Annotated in this window: 18 protein-coding genes; 9 read left to right on the forward strand and 9 right to left on the reverse strand. The window is 63.5% G+C overall.

The genetic code is table 11. The annotated features are described in order from the left end of the window. Positions 1-93 precede the first annotated feature (93 nt). The 5 genes from G9C82_RS13525 to G9C82_RS13545 all read right to left on the reverse strand — a co-directional run bounded on the left by G9C82_RS13525 (position 94) and on the right by G9C82_RS13545 (position 3,772). The gene (locus G9C82_RS13525) at positions 94-1,011 is read right to left on the reverse strand and encodes a DUF6293 family protein (RefSeq protein WP_004957733.1); all 918 of its coding nucleotides are present in this window, start codon (positions 1,009-1,011) and stop codon (positions 94-96) included. Between the two features lie 69 nt (positions 1,012-1,080). Next, positions 1,081-1,512 (reverse strand): DUF2892 domain-containing protein, encoded by a 432-nt coding sequence (locus G9C82_RS13530; protein WP_004957731.1) that lies wholly within the window; start codon positions 1,510-1,512, stop codon positions 1,081-1,083. 102 nt (positions 1,513-1,614) lie between these two features. Then, positions 1,615-3,141 carry a sodium:solute symporter gene (locus G9C82_RS13535; protein WP_127014380.1) on the reverse strand — a complete coding sequence of 509 codons (1,527 nt, stop codon included), beginning with the start codon at positions 3,139-3,141 and terminating at the stop codon, positions 1,615-1,617. Between the two features lies 1 nt (position 3,142). Further along, positions 3,143-3,352: a DUF3311 domain-containing protein gene (locus G9C82_RS13540; RefSeq protein WP_004957724.1), complete on the reverse strand. Its 210-nt coding sequence runs from the start codon at positions 3,350-3,352 to the stop codon at positions 3,143-3,145. 75 nt (positions 3,353-3,427) lie between these two features. Next, positions 3,428-3,772 carry a tRNA-binding protein gene (locus G9C82_RS13545; RefSeq protein WP_127014381.1) on the reverse strand — a complete coding sequence of 115 codons (345 nt, stop codon included), beginning with the start codon at positions 3,770-3,772 and terminating at the stop codon, positions 3,428-3,430. A gap of 51 nt (positions 3,773-3,823) precedes the next feature. Here G9C82_RS13545 and G9C82_RS13550 point away from each other — a divergent pair, with 51 nt between their 5' ends. Both G9C82_RS13550 and dnaG read left to right on the forward strand, forming a co-directional pair. Beyond that, positions 3,824-4,534: a sugar phosphate isomerase/epimerase gene (locus tag G9C82_RS13550; protein ID WP_127014382.1), complete on the forward strand. Its 711-nt coding sequence runs from the start codon at positions 3,824-3,826 to the stop codon at positions 4,532-4,534. 178 nt (positions 4,535-4,712) lie between these two features. After that, positions 4,713-6,050, forward strand: a complete 1,338-nt coding sequence (gene dnaG, locus G9C82_RS13555) for a DNA primase DnaG (protein WP_007188870.1) — start codon at positions 4,713-4,715, stop codon at positions 6,048-6,050. Here dnaG and G9C82_RS13560 read toward each other — a convergent pair. Next, the gene (locus G9C82_RS13560; protein ID WP_011223805.1) at positions 6,047-6,463 is read right to left on the reverse strand and encodes an N-acetyltransferase; all 417 of its coding nucleotides are present in this window, start codon (positions 6,461-6,463) and stop codon (positions 6,047-6,049) included. The two genes, dnaG and G9C82_RS13560, sit on opposite strands and share 4 nt — an antisense overlap. Beyond that, positions 6,460-7,818 carry a DUF92 domain-containing protein gene (locus G9C82_RS13565; protein WP_007188872.1) on the reverse strand — a complete coding sequence of 453 codons (1,359 nt, stop codon included), beginning with the start codon at positions 7,816-7,818 and terminating at the stop codon, positions 6,460-6,462. Before G9C82_RS13565 ends, G9C82_RS13560 begins: the two co-directional genes overlap by 4 nt. Before the next feature lie 90 nt (positions 7,819-7,908). Between G9C82_RS13565 and G9C82_RS13570 the strand changes: the two genes are divergently transcribed. Next, positions 7,909-8,517 carry an undecaprenyl diphosphate synthase family protein gene (locus G9C82_RS13570; RefSeq protein ID WP_004957708.1) on the forward strand — a complete coding sequence of 203 codons (609 nt, stop codon included), beginning with the start codon at positions 7,909-7,911 and terminating at the stop codon, positions 8,515-8,517. A 4-nt stretch (positions 8,518-8,521) separates the two neighbouring features. Here the strand turns inward: G9C82_RS13570 and uppS are convergent, their stop codons facing one another. Next, positions 8,522-9,448: a polyprenyl diphosphate synthase gene (gene uppS, locus G9C82_RS13575; RefSeq protein ID WP_127014383.1), complete on the reverse strand. Its 927-nt coding sequence runs from the start codon at positions 9,446-9,448 to the stop codon at positions 8,522-8,524. A 115-nt stretch (positions 9,449-9,563) separates the two neighbouring features. On the opposite strand from uppS, the gene G9C82_RS13580 reads away from it, so the two are divergent. The 3 genes from G9C82_RS13580 to G9C82_RS13590 all read left to right on the forward strand — a co-directional run bounded on the left by G9C82_RS13580 (position 9,564) and on the right by G9C82_RS13590 (position 10,539). After that, positions 9,564-9,758, forward strand: coding sequence for a cold-shock protein (locus G9C82_RS13580; protein WP_004517065.1), 195 nt, complete (start codon positions 9,564-9,566; stop codon positions 9,756-9,758). Positions 9,759-9,760: 2 nt separating this feature from the next. After that, on the forward strand, positions 9,761-9,955 hold the full coding sequence (locus tag G9C82_RS13585) for a cold-shock protein (RefSeq protein WP_004957702.1): 195 nt from the start codon (positions 9,761-9,763) through the stop codon (positions 9,953-9,955). A 173-nt stretch (positions 9,956-10,128) separates the two neighbouring features. Next, on the forward strand, positions 10,129-10,539 hold the full coding sequence (locus G9C82_RS13590) for a DUF5778 family protein (protein WP_004957698.1): 411 nt from the start codon (positions 10,129-10,131) through the stop codon (positions 10,537-10,539). A 5-nt stretch (positions 10,540-10,544) separates the two neighbouring features. Here the strand turns inward: G9C82_RS13590 and G9C82_RS13595 are convergent, their stop codons facing one another. Then, positions 10,545-10,835, reverse strand: coding sequence for a hypothetical protein (locus tag G9C82_RS13595; RefSeq protein WP_121303484.1), 291 nt, complete (start codon positions 10,833-10,835; stop codon positions 10,545-10,547). 111 nt (positions 10,836-10,946) lie between these two features. Between G9C82_RS13595 and G9C82_RS13600 the strand changes: the two genes are divergently transcribed. Genes G9C82_RS13600 through hemA form a run of 3 tightly spaced genes read left to right on the forward strand, consistent with a single transcriptional unit; the run spans position 10,947 to position 14,039 of the window. Next, the gene (locus G9C82_RS13600; RefSeq protein WP_011223801.1) at positions 10,947-12,002 is read left to right on the forward strand and encodes an Lrp/AsnC family transcriptional regulator; all 1,056 of its coding nucleotides are present in this window, start codon (positions 10,947-10,949) and stop codon (positions 12,000-12,002) included. A 46-nt stretch (positions 12,003-12,048) separates the two neighbouring features. Further along, a complete protein-coding gene (locus G9C82_RS13605; protein WP_011223800.1) occupies positions 12,049-12,696 on the forward strand; it encodes a bifunctional precorrin-2 dehydrogenase/sirohydrochlorin ferrochelatase in 648 nt (215 codons plus the stop codon). After that, positions 12,693-14,039 (forward strand): glutamyl-tRNA reductase, encoded by a 1,347-nt coding sequence (gene hemA, locus G9C82_RS13610; RefSeq protein ID WP_127014384.1) that lies wholly within the window; start codon positions 12,693-12,695, stop codon positions 14,037-14,039. The genes G9C82_RS13605 and hemA overlap by 4 nt, the downstream gene beginning before the upstream one ends. The last annotated feature ends 6 nt before the right edge of the window (positions 14,040-14,045 follow it).

Consider the following 14,045-nt stretch of genomic DNA (forward strand, 5'->3'; position numbering starts at 1 on the left):
GTCGACGCACCATCTGTACAATACTCGACCTACGGCAGGATTAATGACTTCGGTTTTCGCCAGCGTCCCGACGGGCTCATACCAGCGACCAGCTCACGGCAGGTCGGACTCGCGGTGCTCGCGGTCCTCGGCGGAGTGGGCGCGGACCCACAGCTGTCCGATGCGGGAGAGCGTCGTCCGGTAGGATTTCCCGTGTTCCTCCTGCTCGATGTACCCCTTCCCGCCGGGGCCGAGCCGGTCGACGTTGTAGATGACCTTCGAACGGAAGGAGTCGGTGTACTCCTCACCGAGGTCCCGGGCCAACTGCTGTGCTAGCTCGGAGACGGACTCGAACTCGCCGTGTTCGCCCAGCGTGAAGAGGATGACCTCCTCGAAGGGCTTGACGTTCGAGAAGGAGGCGACGGGAAGCTCAACCACGTGGGAGCCGTCGATCTCCTTCGCGCCGATGGTTGTCCCCCGCTCGTCGAACTCCGATAGCAGGTCCCGCGCGGTTTCGAGTCGGTCGTCAATTCGCTCGTCGACTTCTTCGCCCGTGCGCATGTCCTCTAGCATGTCGATCTGCTTGCGCAGTTCCTCGGCGAGTTCCGTCTCCAGATACTTCTCGGGGACCGTGTAGTAGGTGTGGATGCGGTCCCGGTCGCCCTCGCGTTCGACCATAATCGAGTGGGCCGCGGTCGCAAAGGCAAAGGAGACAGTCCGGGGCATCGCGGAGACGTTGACCCACACCTCGCTGCCCGCGTCGAGTTCCGCGTTGATGAGTTCGAAGGCCTGCTCGAAGGCCTCGTCGTAGTCGTACACGTCGGCGACGACGAACCGCTCGGTTTCCGCTCCGAGCAGGTTCTGGTAGTCCTTTTCCAGCTTCTCGGCGAGATTGCGCGAGTACTCGACGTTGGCCTCGCTGCCGACCGCCCCCTCAAGCAGGATGACGCGGTCAACGTCGAGTTGCTCGCGCACCAGCGGCGCGATGAGCCGGTCGTAGTCGAAGCCGACCGGGACGATGTGGGTCTGCATATGTGAAAGACTGGGACGGTGATTATAAAAAGAACCAGACTCGGGCTGCTGAGCGTTTATCCCGGCGCGTTACTCGCAGGTCTCGTGGACGATAGCGCCTTCATCGTTCGGCCCACGGCGCTCCCCGGGAACAATAGGGTCCTCGCAGACGGCACAGGTCAGCTCGCCGCTGGCGTGGCCGTTCGCGGTTTCGGTGTCATCAGCGGACGTAAAGTCTACGCTCACGTCCGTCGACTCGTCGGCTGCCGGCTCGTCGTCCGCGCCGCTCGGTGCAAACACGTCGTCGTCGCTCCCGCTCGTCGTGTCGATGTCGAGCGTGTCGTTGAATCCGCAGTAGCCCGTCGAGGCGTTGAAGCCCAGGCCGAGCGCGCCGATTCCAGCGAGCAGGCCGCGCTTGCGCTTCCCGCTGCGAAGCCAGCGCAGGGAGACAATTGTCAGGACGACTGCCAGCACCGCTCGGATCAGGCGGTCGCGACCGCCGACGTTCTTATCGGAGTCCATACCTGTGTATTGGACTGGATGCTTTTGTAGGTTTACATGTCCGACGGTGGCCGCCGTCCGGTGGTTGTCACGGTGAACGGTCGGTACCGGACCGAACGCGTCTCAGTCGCTTTCGACGCCGGAGACGGCGTATGCGGTGCGGTCTTCGGTTGCCGCGGGGGCAGTCATCAGCGAGACAGTGACCGTCAACACGAGACCAACCAAGATGCCCACGATGCCCGGCGTCCAGCCTAAGTACGCCGTCGGCAGGGCAACGTCGAGACCGAACAGTCCTCCAACCGTCGCAAGCACGGGGAAGACGTGCAGGCCGTAGAACACCTGACTCCCGACCACGCCGGCGTACATCCCCGAGCGCGTCGTTCCCTGCCAGTACAGCGCGAGTGCGACGGGAACCGTAAGCTGTGCGAAGCCGCTGAAAGCCGTGTCGCCAATCTGGACCAGCGTCCCCGGCGTGTAGAGGCTCGCAACGAACGAGAGGGTGGCAAACACGACAACGCCGATGCGGGCGACGAGTGCCTCGCGGCGGTCAGTCTCTTCGTCGCTGGCGTCGCCGCGGCCGGTCAGCGGCCGGTAGAGGTCCCGTGTGAGGTACGACGAGCCCGACAGCAGCATCGAGTCGCTTGAGGACATCATCGCGGCCATCGCGCCGGCGATGACCAGCGCGGTGAACCACGTCGGCGTGTACTCGCCCAGCAGCGCCGGGATGACGTTGCCGCCTTCCGGGACAGTGACGCCGAGGCCGGCCGCCCACGCCCCCAGCATGAACGCCGGAACGAACAGGAGCAGGACCAGCACCGGCCAGAGCGCGAACGTGCGCTTGAGCACCTTCTTCGACCCGGCGGCGAAGAAGCGCTGATTGATTTGCGGGAACATCGTCACGCCGAAGGCGATGCTGACCGCGGTCGAGATGATGTACTGCGGCGTGTAGAGCCCGCCACCGAGGCCGACGAACGCGGGCTCTTCGGACGCCAGCAAGGCCGTCGCTTCGCCCGCACCGCCGACAGCGGAGAGGACCCAGGCGACAGCGACCCAGATCAGCGAGAGCATGAACAGCCCCTGAAGCGTGTCGGTCCAGGCGACGCCACGCATTCCCGAGAGCGCGACGTAGAGAATCATGAACAGCGTGATGCCGCCGGCTCCGACCCAGAACGGGACCGCGCCGTTCGTGAGACCGACGATGGCTTGCCCGGCCCCCTTCTGTTGGAGCATCACGTACGGGAACAGCCAGACGAGGCTCACAGCGGCGACGACAACCCGGAGCGCCGTCGACCCGAACCGGTCGCCAAGCATCTCACCAAGCGTCACGTAGCCGTGGCGCTTGCCGACCAGCCACTGCTTGTATCCCAGCACGTACCAGAGGACGGCGAAAATGATACCATCCATCAGTCCCATCACGAGAATCCACTCGGGGCCGGCGCTAAACGCGAGGTTCGGGCCGCCGAAGAAGGTAAACGCCGACAGTAGCGTCGCGAAGGTGGTAAACAACAGCACGACCGTGCCGAGCGTCCGGCTTGCGAGGTAGTAGTCCTCGGCGGTGCGCTCGGTGAGCCGGTAGGCGACTGCGCCCACCGCGAGCGCGACGACCATGTACGCGCCGACGATACCCAACTGGAGCGCAGTATCGGCCACGTCAGTTCACCTCCTCGACGCCGAGGCCCCAGTCGGTGCGCGCAAAGACAGCAAAGACGACGCTCGCAAGCGCCATCCATCCAACGTGCCACCACAGCCATACGGGCAGTCCGGCCGCGACCGTGCTGGTGTCCCAGAGGAACCACGGCACTGCCAGCGCCATCAACACGAGCGCGACGACTGTCCACCCAGCGGCCCTGACTGTACTCATATTACGACAGGCTAGCCGCTGGCGGTACTAATGGGTAACGAACCTTCACCGACAGCCGTTGAAGAACTATATTCTTCAATACACGCGGGTCCCGGGTTCGACGTCCCGTTCGGGCGTCAGGTGGACGACGCCGTCCTCGCTGTCGACCCCGGTCACCAGACACTCGCTCTCGAAGCCGGCGATTGAGACCGTCCCGAGGTTGACGACGGCAACGACCTGCGACCCGAGCAAGTCCTCCGGATCGTACACGTCTGTCAGCCCTGCGGCGGACTGGCGCGTTTCGTCGCCAAACGCCACGTCGAGCTTGTACACGTCCTTGCGTGCTTCGGGGAACGGTTCGACGTCGACGACTTCGCCGATACGCATCTCTACGTCTTCGAGGAATCGTGCGGGATCGATCTCGGTTTCAGTGAATCCCATGCGTCCCGGTAGTCCGTCCAGTTATTTTATGACAGCGTTCGCAACAACGGTATGGAGACAGCGATCCAGCTCTGGACGCTCCGCGAACTCCGGGAACCGCTATCGGACGTACTCGACCGCATCAGCGCCGCGGGCTACGACGGCGTGGAGTTCGCCGGCATCGGCGACCCGGGCGCGTCCCGACACGCGCTCGACGAGGCGGGACTCGGCGTTGCCGGCGTCCACGTTCAACTGGAAGACCTGCAGTCCGACACCCGCACCGTTGGCAATCAGGTCCGGACACTTGACGCGCCGTATTTCGTTCTCCCGTATCTCGATGACGATCACTTCGCAAGTGAGAGCGCAGTCGAGTCGACGGCGACGCTACTCGAAATGCTTGCGGCGGAGTTTGACCGACCGCTCCTGTACCACAACCACGACCACGAGTTCGTCCCGCTCGGCGACGGGACCGCCTTCGACGCGCTCGTCGACCAGACGACGATCGGGTTCGAGTTCGACGCCGGCTGGGCGCACGCGGCGGGACAGGACCCCGTCGAACTGATTCGGCGACTCGACGGGCGCGTTCCTGTCGTCCACCTCAAAGACATGACCGCGGACGGAGAGCCGACGGCTCTCGGTGACGGCGTGGTGCCGCTTCAGGGGGTGGTTGATGCAGCCCGCGAGGCGGGGACTGAGTGGCTGGTCTTCGAGCACGACAACCCCGAGGACCCGGTTGACGCCATTCAGGCCGGTATCGACGGCATGACTCCGCTACTGAGGTGAGTGGCCGACCTTTCGGGAATAGAATGGTATACAGAGGCAGTGTCGGAGCGCCGCGTACCTGCGGGACGGTTTGACTTCGACTCGCGTGCGCAAGGTTATTCCGCTGTACTACCCAACATCAGTATAGTGACAGCAGTCCGTCGGAACACCGGTTGACGGGCTGGAAAACAGGACAATCATGCAAGATACGGCGAAATATCTGATACATGCCGACATCACGGCGGCGGGAGTCGTCGAGCGGAGCGATGTCGTCGGCGCGGTGTTCGGCCAGACGGAAGGATTACTCGGCGACGAACTGGATCTGCGGGACCTGCAGGACTCGAAGAAGGTCGGCCGCATCGACGTGGAGATACGCTCCGAGGGCGGACAGTCTTTTGGAGAGATTACCGTCGCGAGCGGCCTCGACAGGGTCGAAACAGCGATCCTCGCTGCGGCACTGGAGACCATCGAACAGGTGGGGCCGTGTCGTGCCGAGATCGAAGTTTCCGAGATCGAGGACGTACGGAGCGCCAAGCGGCGCGAAGTCGTTGAGCGCGCGACGGAACTCCTGAACGACTTCGAGGAGAAGTCCATCCAGACCGCGGACATCGTCGAGACGGTCAGACAGCAGGTCCGAGTCGCCGATGTGACCGACTATGAAGGACTCCCAGCTGGACCACGCGTGGCTGACTCCGACGCGATTGTCGTTGTCGAGGGGCGCTCGGACGTGATGCAACTGCTCAAATACGGCATCAAGAACGCTGTCGCAGTCGAGGGAACTGATGTCCCCGACGCTATTGCGGATCTGACGGCCGGTCGAACGGTCACGTCGTTCCTCGACGGTGACCGCGGTGGGGACCTCATCCTGAAGGAACTCGCGCAGGTCGGCGACGTGGACTACGTCGCCGTCACTCCCAGCGACAAGTCCGTTGAGGACCTCTCACGCAGCGAGGTGATGTCGGCACTACGGGACAAAGTTCCGTACGAAACGGTCGCAAGCGCCAAGAGCCTCGACAGCATCCGCGAGGAGATGTCTCAGGCAGGGGAGTCGACCACTGCCGACGGCGGTGCCGTGGCGGCCGCGACATCGGATGACGCCGCTGACAACCAGCCATCGCCCAGCGCACAGACAGGGTCGGCGAAGGTCGAGACAACCGATGGGACGACGAGCGTCGTGGACAACTCAAACGCAACCGCTGTGGCGGATGCCACGACCGACGAGGAGACGACTGAAAACGGCGACGGACCGACTATCCCCTCGCTTTCGGACCACATCGAAGCCGTTATTCAGACCCACAGCGGAACCGCCAGGCTGGTCGACGAGGATGCGACGCTGCTTGCGGAGGGTGACGCAGATGCCGTTGTTTCATTGCTTGAATCCACCGAGGACGTTCCCAAAACTGTCGTCATCGATGCCGACTGCTCGCAGAAGCTCCTCGACGTTGCCGCCCAGCGCGGCGTCGATGTCGTCGTCGCTGCCGGCCACGGCGAGTACGTCAAACAGCCGACGGCCGTGCAGGTCCGTATCGAGAGTTAGAGGTCCCGAACGAACAGCACCCCGTCGCCGTCGTCGTAGTGGTCGGGGAGCTCGTCGGCGACCGAGAATCCGAACCCGTCGTAGAATGAGCGTGCCCGGTTGTCGTCTGCGCGTGCGGTGAGTCTCACTGTTTCGAACCCACTAGTCCGGAGCCTGTCCAGCAGCCCGTTCATCAGTGTCGTCCCGAGGCCCTGCCCCTGTTTGCCGGGCGCGATGGCGAACTCCGCTAAGTATGCGACCGGATGATCCGGCACGACCAAGGCGTAGCCGAGCGGTTCGCCGATATCGAGAACTAGCACGAGCGGCGGGCCATCGATTCCGACGCCGAGGAGTTCCGGCCACGGCTCATCGAGCGCGTTCGTCTGAATAGCCCGGAGTCGAACCTCGTCTTCGGAACGAGCCTCCCGGATCATAGGAGGCCGGCGGTCAGCACGACGCCAGCGCCGGTCAGCGCGGCCGCCAGGGTTGCGAGCATATTGACGCCCTGATTGCCGACGACCGAGCCCTCGACAGTCGCACCCAGCAGGCTGTCGACGGTCATGCCGACCAGCCCACAGAGGAGGATGACGCCGCTGCCGACTGTGCTGATGTCCTGCGTGAGCGCGGCGATGCCGGCGATGATGCCCGCGCCGGCGGCCCCGGCGGCAACGCCCTGCCAGGTCACGCCGCCGTCAGTACCCGGTTCGACGGGCCTGAGCGTCGTGATGAGCCGCGGGTTGTCGTAGAGCCCGCCGAACTCGCTGGAGAACGTATCTGTCATCGCGGCGGCGACGGCTCCGGCGAAGGCATAGAAGAACAGGAGCGGGTCGACGGCGATATGGCTTGGACTCGCCGCCGCCGCGACGACGGCGAACAGCGCGACGATGGAGTTCGCGAGCACGTTCCCGCTCCCGCGTGCGCCCTCGTTCTCCTCGGCGATGCCGCGGTCGAGTTTCTCGTCATAGCGATACTTCGTCGAGAGGCCACCGAGCCCGAAAAAGGTTATTAGCATGGCGAACCAGCCGAAGCCGCCGAGCACGATGGTCAAAAAAGAGAGGAGAACGCCAGTGAGCATCCCCGGCAGGGATGCGGTGTCAAGCGCGTACGAGAGATAGCCGAGCAGTACTGTCACGGCGAGTGCGATGACGACGCGCCGTGCCGTCACCGACGGGTCGAGTTCGAAAAACAGCCACAGCAGCAGTCCCACGGTGAGCATCACCAGCGGGTCGTCCCGCTCGAACAGGACCGAGCGAAGCAGCGCAGCGACGAACGCGCCGCTGGCGGCAAGAAACAGCACGAGCGGGAGGTCGACGGCGGCCGCTCCCTCACCGACGGCGGCCTGAATCCGCGTTCCGAGCACCTGCCCCGCGACGCCGGCGACGAAGCCGACGAGGACGAAGCCCGCGGTTGCGACCACTTCGTCGGAGCGGACGGTGTATGCGAGCCGCTGGCCGAGGTTTCCGTAGGCGACGATGACAACGACGCCGACGAACATCGGCACCGGCAGACTGAAGCGGACGGCAAGTAGCGCGAGGCCGGCGGCGGCAAGCGAGAAGGCTGCCAGCCCGTACAGTTTCCCGTCCTCGTAGTCACCGGGGCGCGCGAACAGGTCGAACAGCCGCGAGTCCTGCCCGATGACCGTCACGCCGAGCGCGGCGACGAGGACGAAGGGGGCGATAGCGGCGACAGTCGCGAGTTCGAGCGAGCGAAAGCCCGTTGCGGCCGGAACGGCGACCGCGAGGGTCCCCACGGCGGCGAACGCACCTGCCCGACGGACTGTGCCAGTCACGTCCCACCGGTATCCCCGAGAGGCACTTACCCTTTCCGAACTGTCGAAGGGACCGTGGGATTTACTGGGGCTGTCAGCATACCGGCGGACGTGGGACTATACGACCGATATCTCGCAACGCGCGTTCGGCGCAGCGACGCCGACCTGCCCGAGACGGTCGCGCTGGTGATTACGGAGCGGGATCTGCTTGGAGACGGCGCGTACCGGACCTTAGAGCGTTTTTTCGACTGGGCCGTCCAGTACGGCACCGACACCGTCGTCGTCTACGTGAGTGTCCTCGACGAGGAAGCGATCCCGACGCTGCAGCGTGAACTCGAAAGTGTCACCGCGCCACGGGAGATAGCGGTCAGAGTACCGGACGACGAGACGACGGCCGACGCCCCGATTCAGATTTCAATCGGACTCGGCGGCCAGTCAGAGTTCGCGACGGCCGTCCAGAAACTGGCAGAAGACGTCGATACGGGCTCACTCGACCCGAGCGACATCGACGAGGCCGCGGTCGAGGAGCATCTCGTCTTTCCGACTGACCCGGATCTGGTGATCAAGACCGGGGCCGAGCGGCTCTCCGATTTCATGATCTGGCAGTCCGTGTATTCGGAGCTGTATTTCACTGACGTGAACTGGCAGAACTTCCGGCTTCGGGATTACTTGCGGGCGTTGCGGGATTATCAGGAGCGACAGCGGCGCTTTGGCCGCTAGGAGGTCAGTCCGCGAGGTCGTACTCTTCGTCGAGTTGCTCGCGTTCGGTACTCGGGAGCGCGTCACGGAATCGCCCGAGCATCCGCTTGGCCGTCGGTAGCTCCGATTGCTCGATGGCACGAACCAGTGCCAGCGACCGCTCGGCACGGGTCGTCCGCCAGGAATCCTCGCGGTTCTGGTACGTTCGGATCGCTCGCAGGAAGTCGACCTTCCGGAATTCGGGCCAGTAGGGCGTACAGAAGAACGTGGCGGCCTCGTTGCCGTTGGCATGCCACGGCAGGAAGTTCGAGGTGCGTTCGTCACCGCCGGTTCGAACGATGAGATCAACGTCGCGGGTCGGCCCCTCGTAAAGCCGCTCTTCGATGGTTTCCGCAGAGACGTCCGTCGGGTCAAGGGTCTCGTTCTCGACAGCCGTGGCGACGTCACGAGCCGCGCCGAGCAGTTCGGCCCGGCCGCCGTAGGCCAGCGCGACGTTGAGGTTGAGCTGGTCGTACTGGGCGGTTCGCCCCTCGGCGTAGTCGATGGCGTCCTGGACCCGTTCGGGGAGCATCCCCGTCTCGCCGATGGCGCGGATACACACGCCGGCCTCGTGGACCCGGTCGGCGTCGGCGAATGTTCGGAGCTTCTGTTCGACGAGGTCGAAGATGTGCTCGCGCTCCTCGGGGTCGCGGTCGAAGTTCTCCGTCGAGAACGCGTACAGGGTCACCTCCCGAACGTCGAGTTCGTCACACCAGTTCAGGAGCGCCTCCGTCGTCTCGGCTCCTTCCGTGTGGCCCGCCTGTTTCTCCGTCCCCTGCTTCTCGGCGTAGCGCCGGTTCCCGTCCTGAATGACGGCGACGTGGTCGGGCGTTCCAGACAGTTCCCACTGGAGCAATCGCTCGTAGGCTGCATATCCCAGTCGCTTCCCCCTCGATAGCATCGTTGTATACATTTCAACCACTCAATAAGGGCTTTGTGGAAGGGACCGGGTACAGTTATTTCCCGCCTAATCTGTCGAAATATATGCGCATAGTTTTAATATACCACGGCGTCACGTTCGAATTGCAATGGCGACCGGTACGGTAGACTTCTTCAACGACACAGGCGGTTACGGTTTCATCGATACCGAAGACTCCGACGAGGACGTCTTCTTCCACATGGAGGACATCGACGGTCCTGACCTCGAGGAGGGGCAAGAAGTGGAATTCGAGATTGAGCAGGCCGACAAAGGCCCGCGCGCGAAAAACCTCACGCGGCTGTAACCATGGCGACAGGCACTGTAGACTTCTTCAACGATACGGGTGGCTACGGTTTCATCGAAACCGACGATGCCGACGAAGACGTGTTCTTCCACATGGAAGACGTCGGCGGCCCGGACTTAGAAGAAGGGCAAGAAGTCGAATTCGACATCGAACAGGCAGACAAAGGCCCGCGGGCGAAGAACCTCGAGCGACTGTAAGCGAGGGCGGCTCGCTTTTCAACGGGTTCGGGACCGACTGAGCGGTGCGACTCGGCAGCGTGTGGGTTCCCACCACTGTCGCTGCACCGCCTCTCGAACCGAATATCTTCGGGTAGACCTATCAGCACTCTGAATCCGAAGTGCCTTAGGGACAGCAACACCGACCGCATGGTATGAGCGAGGCCGACGCACTTGACGATGACCTTTACCGCCGGACCAAACAGCTACTTGAGCCGGGCGAGATTCAGCTCAATGGCGCTGTCGTCCACACGGAGTACGACGGTAGCGACGAGATAGAGATGATGCAGGCCACCATCGAGGTCGGTGAGTTCATTGCCGAGGGCGCCGGTCTGGACCCGACGGATACGTTCGTCTACTCCGGCAGCGACGACCCCGAGTTCGCGTCGAACCAGCATCAGGGCCTCACGCTGGACGACGAGGAGTTCGTCTGGGAGTGTCAGCAGCTCCTTCGCAACGGTTCCTTCGATCTAGTGTTCTACTACGAGGCGAGCGCCGACCACGACGGGATTCTCGAAGCGGTCGAGAACGCTGGCTACGCAGTCACCGGCGTCGAAGGTGAGTAAGCCCGTCAATCGCCGGTCGACAGCCGCTCTTGGCAATTGTGACAGTACGTGTAGTCGGGGCCGTTCGCTGCGCCACAGATACGACAGCTCCTTGCGTCGACTGCAGCCTGTTCGAAGTAGGCGTTGAGCTGGCCGGTGTCGCGACCGTTGCGTTGGCCGCTGAACTGCTCGACCAGCGTATCATGTGCGGCGTAATCCATGAGCCGGAACATGAGGACAAACCACAGCGGCACCCCTATCAGGACGAACAGGTAGACCAGCAGCCGGACTGTCAGTTCGGCTGTCGAGATTGCCACACGTGAACTAGGGGCGCAAAGGGGTAAAACGCTCCGGCAACCCGGATATGCGGGCCGCGTTCGCTCGCCTGTCCCGGGCTATTTTTATTCGCAGAACTCCCAGCTTTCGGTATGAGCGAAGACCTCGGGACGGTAGACCGGGCGGTGTTGAACGCCTTCCAGGGCGGCTTCCCGGTCGTCGAACGGCCGTTCGAACCGGCCGCGGCGGCCCTCGCCGACCACGGCGTCGACATCGACGCGGACGAGCTGCTAGCGCGCGTACAGGACCTCGACGACGCGGGCGTGCTCACGCGGTTCGGGGCACTCATCAATGCTGAAGCGATCGGTGGCACCGCCACGCTTGTCGCAACTCACGCCCCCGAGGACAGCTACGACGAGCACGCCGAGATAATAAACGCGTACCCGGAGGTCGCGCACAATTACGAGCGCGAACATCCCCATCTAAATATGTGGTTCGTGGTCTCGGTGGCCGAGGAAAGTCGAGTCAAGGAGGTACTAGCCGAAATCGAGGCCGAAACCGGTGAGGAGACGTACAACCTCCCGAAACAGCAGGAGTTCCACGTCGGCGCGAAGTTCCCCGTCGAGGGGCCACAGACCCAGGACATCGACTGTTCGGCTCTGGGGCCGGACGTGACCCCGACCGACAGCCAGTCTCTGACCGCCGACGAACTGGACCTCGTGCTGGAAATTCAGGACGGGCTCCCGGTCACTGCCACGCCGTACGCTGACGTGGCTGCTGAAATTGACGCCGACGTTGATTGGGTACTGGAGACAATACAGCGGTTCAACATGGAAGGAAAGGTCCGCCGGGTCGGCGTTATCCCGAACCACTACGCGCTTGGCTACAGCGAGAACGGGATGACTGTCTGGGACGTGCCCGACGAGGTCATCGACGAGGTTGGCCCGGCTATCGCCGAGTTCGACTTCGTGACACACTGCTACGAGCGGCCTCGCCACGACGGCGTCTGGCCGTACAACTTCTTCGCGATGACTCACGGGCGAAGCGAGGCGGAGAGTCAGGAGCGCATCCAGCAGGTCCGCGACCGGATGGCTGAACACTGGGACGTGTCCGAGGACGACTGGGACACGCTGTTCTCGACGCGCATTCTGAAAAAGACGGGTATCAGGCTGGACGAACGAGCGCGACAGAACACAGAAACGGCGTGACCGTGCGTATGCAGGACCGTAGTGCTGAATCAGGGAGTTCCAACCGATGATTCCACTCATGCACGACTTCGAGGGCGAGACGGTGCTCGTCGTCGGCGGCGGTTCAGTCGGCGCGCGCAAGGCTCGCACATTCGCTACGGAGGCGAGCGTCGTCGTCCTCAGCCCTGAGTTCGGCGACCGGACGTTCGCTGACGCCGAAAAAGTCCGAGCCGCACCGACCCCAGAGGACGCCACAGACTGGGTCGAGCGGACCGACCCGGCGCTGGTCGTTGCCGCGACAGACGACTCGGACCTGAACGGCGCTTTTAGCACAGCTGCCGCGGAACACGGCGCGCTTGTCAACCGCACCGACGACCATGGCGACCAGTCGTTCGGCAACATTGTCGTGCCTGCCACGGTACGAGACGACCCTGTGACGCTGGCGATTGCGACCGGCGGACGCGCGCCAGCGCTGTCGAAGCACCTTCGCGAGCGGTTCGAAGACGAGTTCGGAAACGCTGGCCTGATGGCGGACCTTGTTGGCGACCTCCGTGAGGACCTGCGCGACCGGGGGGTCCCGCCGGCCAAACGGCGTGACGCCGTTAGGTTCGTTGTCAGGTCACGGGAAGTTTGGAAGGCTTTAGATAGTGGCAGGTCCAAGGGAGAGCAAGTAGCTAGAGACGTGATCGGAGAGTTACCTGGTGATCAAACGTGAGAGGGGACACTGGTGCAATTGTTGGGGTCTGTATCTCCCATGAGCGCGCAAGCGTCGACCAATTAGAAACCGCTGCGGCGGACAGCGAGCGCCACGCCGTCGAATCCTTGCTCGCGAACCCCGCGGTCGAAGAAGCGATTGCACTGCAGACGTGTAACCGTACCGAGGGGTACGTTGTCGTCTCTGATCACGAGGACGGGCTCGAGGCCCTCGAACTGTTTACCCGAGCCGTGCCCGACGATGTCGTCGTCGAGATGGGTCACGAGGAGAGCCTCCGTCACTTGCTCCGGGTGGCCGCCGGCCTCGAATCGATTGTGCTGGGCGAAGACCAGATCCTCGGCCAGCTTCGGACCGCCTACGAGACCGCCCGCGGCGTTGGCGGCATCGGGCCAATGCTTGAAGACGGCGTCACGAAAGCGATCCACGTCGGCGAGCGCGCCCGCACGGAGACGAAAATCAACGAAGGAGTCGTCTCGATTGCCTCCGCCGCGGTTCGCTTGCTCAAACAGGAGAGTTCGCTGACTGACGGGACAGCGCTCGTTGTTGGGGCTGGCGAGATGGGCCAACTCGCTGCGGAGGCGCTTAGCGAGGAGGTAGACCGACTGCTCGTGGCTAACCGGACGGTCCCACACGCGGAACATATCGCTGAGTCGGTCGATATCGACGCCAGCGCACTCGCACTTGACAGTATCGAAGCGGCCGTCTCCGAGGCCAGTGCCGTCATTTCGGCAACGGGAAGCGGCGATCAGGTGTTCGATATCGGGACCTTCAGCGATTCCGGCGACGTATCCATTGTCGATATTGCCCAGCCGCGTGATGTCCCGGCGGGTGCGGACCGCCTCCCGTCGGTGACAGTGTATGATCTTGACGCGCTGGAGTCGGTGACTGCCGAAACACGGAACAAGCGGCAGCGAGCCGCCGAAGCGGTCGAGCGTATCGTCGACGAGGAGTTCGACCGCCTGCTCACGCAGTACAAGCGCAAACGCGCCGACAGGGTCATCTCGACGATGTACGAAAGCGCCGAACAGGTCAAGGCAGCAGAAATAAACAGTGCGCTTTCGGCAGCTGACTTCGATGATGAACAGGCCGAAGTCGTTGAAGCAATGGCCGACGCTATCGTCTCGCAGATCCTCGCCGCACCGACCAAGAGCCTGCGCGACGCCGCGGAGGAGGATGACTGGTCGACGATTCATACGGCGCTCCAGCTGTTCGACCCGGACTTCGGCGGCCCCGACCAGGCTACCCCGCCCGAGTTCACCAAGGGCATGTCGGTCGAGGACATCCCTGACGGTATGCGCGACGAGATCCCGAACGCGATGCTCGACCGGCTCTCCGACGACTGACCACGC

Origin of the sequence: Haloarcula sp. R1-2, assembly GCF_011627385.1 — an archaeon.
Classification (GTDB): domain Archaea; phylum Halobacteriota; class Halobacteria; order Halobacteriales; family Haloarculaceae; genus Haloarcula; species Haloarcula marismortui.

Excerpts from the sequence above, each read along its gene's own strand:
- G9C82_RS13580 (WP_004517065.1), top strand. The coding sequence starts at position 9,564 with ATGGCGACCGGTACGGTAGACTTCTTCAACGACACAGGCGGTTACGGT.
- G9C82_RS13525 (WP_004957733.1), bottom strand. The coding sequence starts at position 1,011 with ATGCAGACCCACATCGTCCCGGTCGGCTTCGACTACGACCGGCTCATC.
- G9C82_RS13590 (WP_004957698.1), top strand. The coding sequence starts at position 10,129 with ATGAGCGAGGCCGACGCACTTGACGATGACCTTTACCGCCGGACCAAA.
- G9C82_RS13530 (WP_004957731.1), bottom strand. The coding sequence starts at position 1,512 with ATGGACTCCGATAAGAACGTCGGCGGTCGCGACCGCCTGATCCGAGCG.
- G9C82_RS13540 (WP_004957724.1), bottom strand. The coding sequence starts at position 3,352 with ATGAGTACAGTCAGGGCCGCTGGGTGGACAGTCGTCGCGCTCGTGTTG.
- uppS (WP_127014383.1), bottom strand. The coding sequence starts at position 9,448 with ATGTATACAACGATGCTATCGAGGGGGAAGCGACTGGGATATGCAGCC.
- G9C82_RS13550 (WP_127014382.1), top strand. The coding sequence starts at position 3,824 with ATGGAGACAGCGATCCAGCTCTGGACGCTCCGCGAACTCCGGGAACCG.
- G9C82_RS13605 (WP_011223800.1), top strand. The coding sequence starts at position 12,049 with ATGATTCCACTCATGCACGACTTCGAGGGCGAGACGGTGCTCGTCGTC.
- G9C82_RS13600 (WP_011223801.1), top strand. The coding sequence starts at position 10,947 with ATGAGCGAAGACCTCGGGACGGTAGACCGGGCGGTGTTGAACGCCTTC.
- G9C82_RS13560 (WP_011223805.1), bottom strand. The coding sequence starts at position 6,463 with ATGATCCGGGAGGCTCGTTCCGAAGACGAGGTTCGACTCCGGGCTATT.
- G9C82_RS13585 (WP_004957702.1), top strand. The coding sequence starts at position 9,761 with ATGGCGACAGGCACTGTAGACTTCTTCAACGATACGGGTGGCTACGGT.
- dnaG (WP_007188870.1), top strand. The coding sequence starts at position 4,713 with ATGCAAGATACGGCGAAATATCTGATACATGCCGACATCACGGCGGCG.
- G9C82_RS13545 (WP_127014381.1), bottom strand. The coding sequence starts at position 3,772 with ATGGGATTCACTGAAACCGAGATCGATCCCGCACGATTCCTCGAAGAC.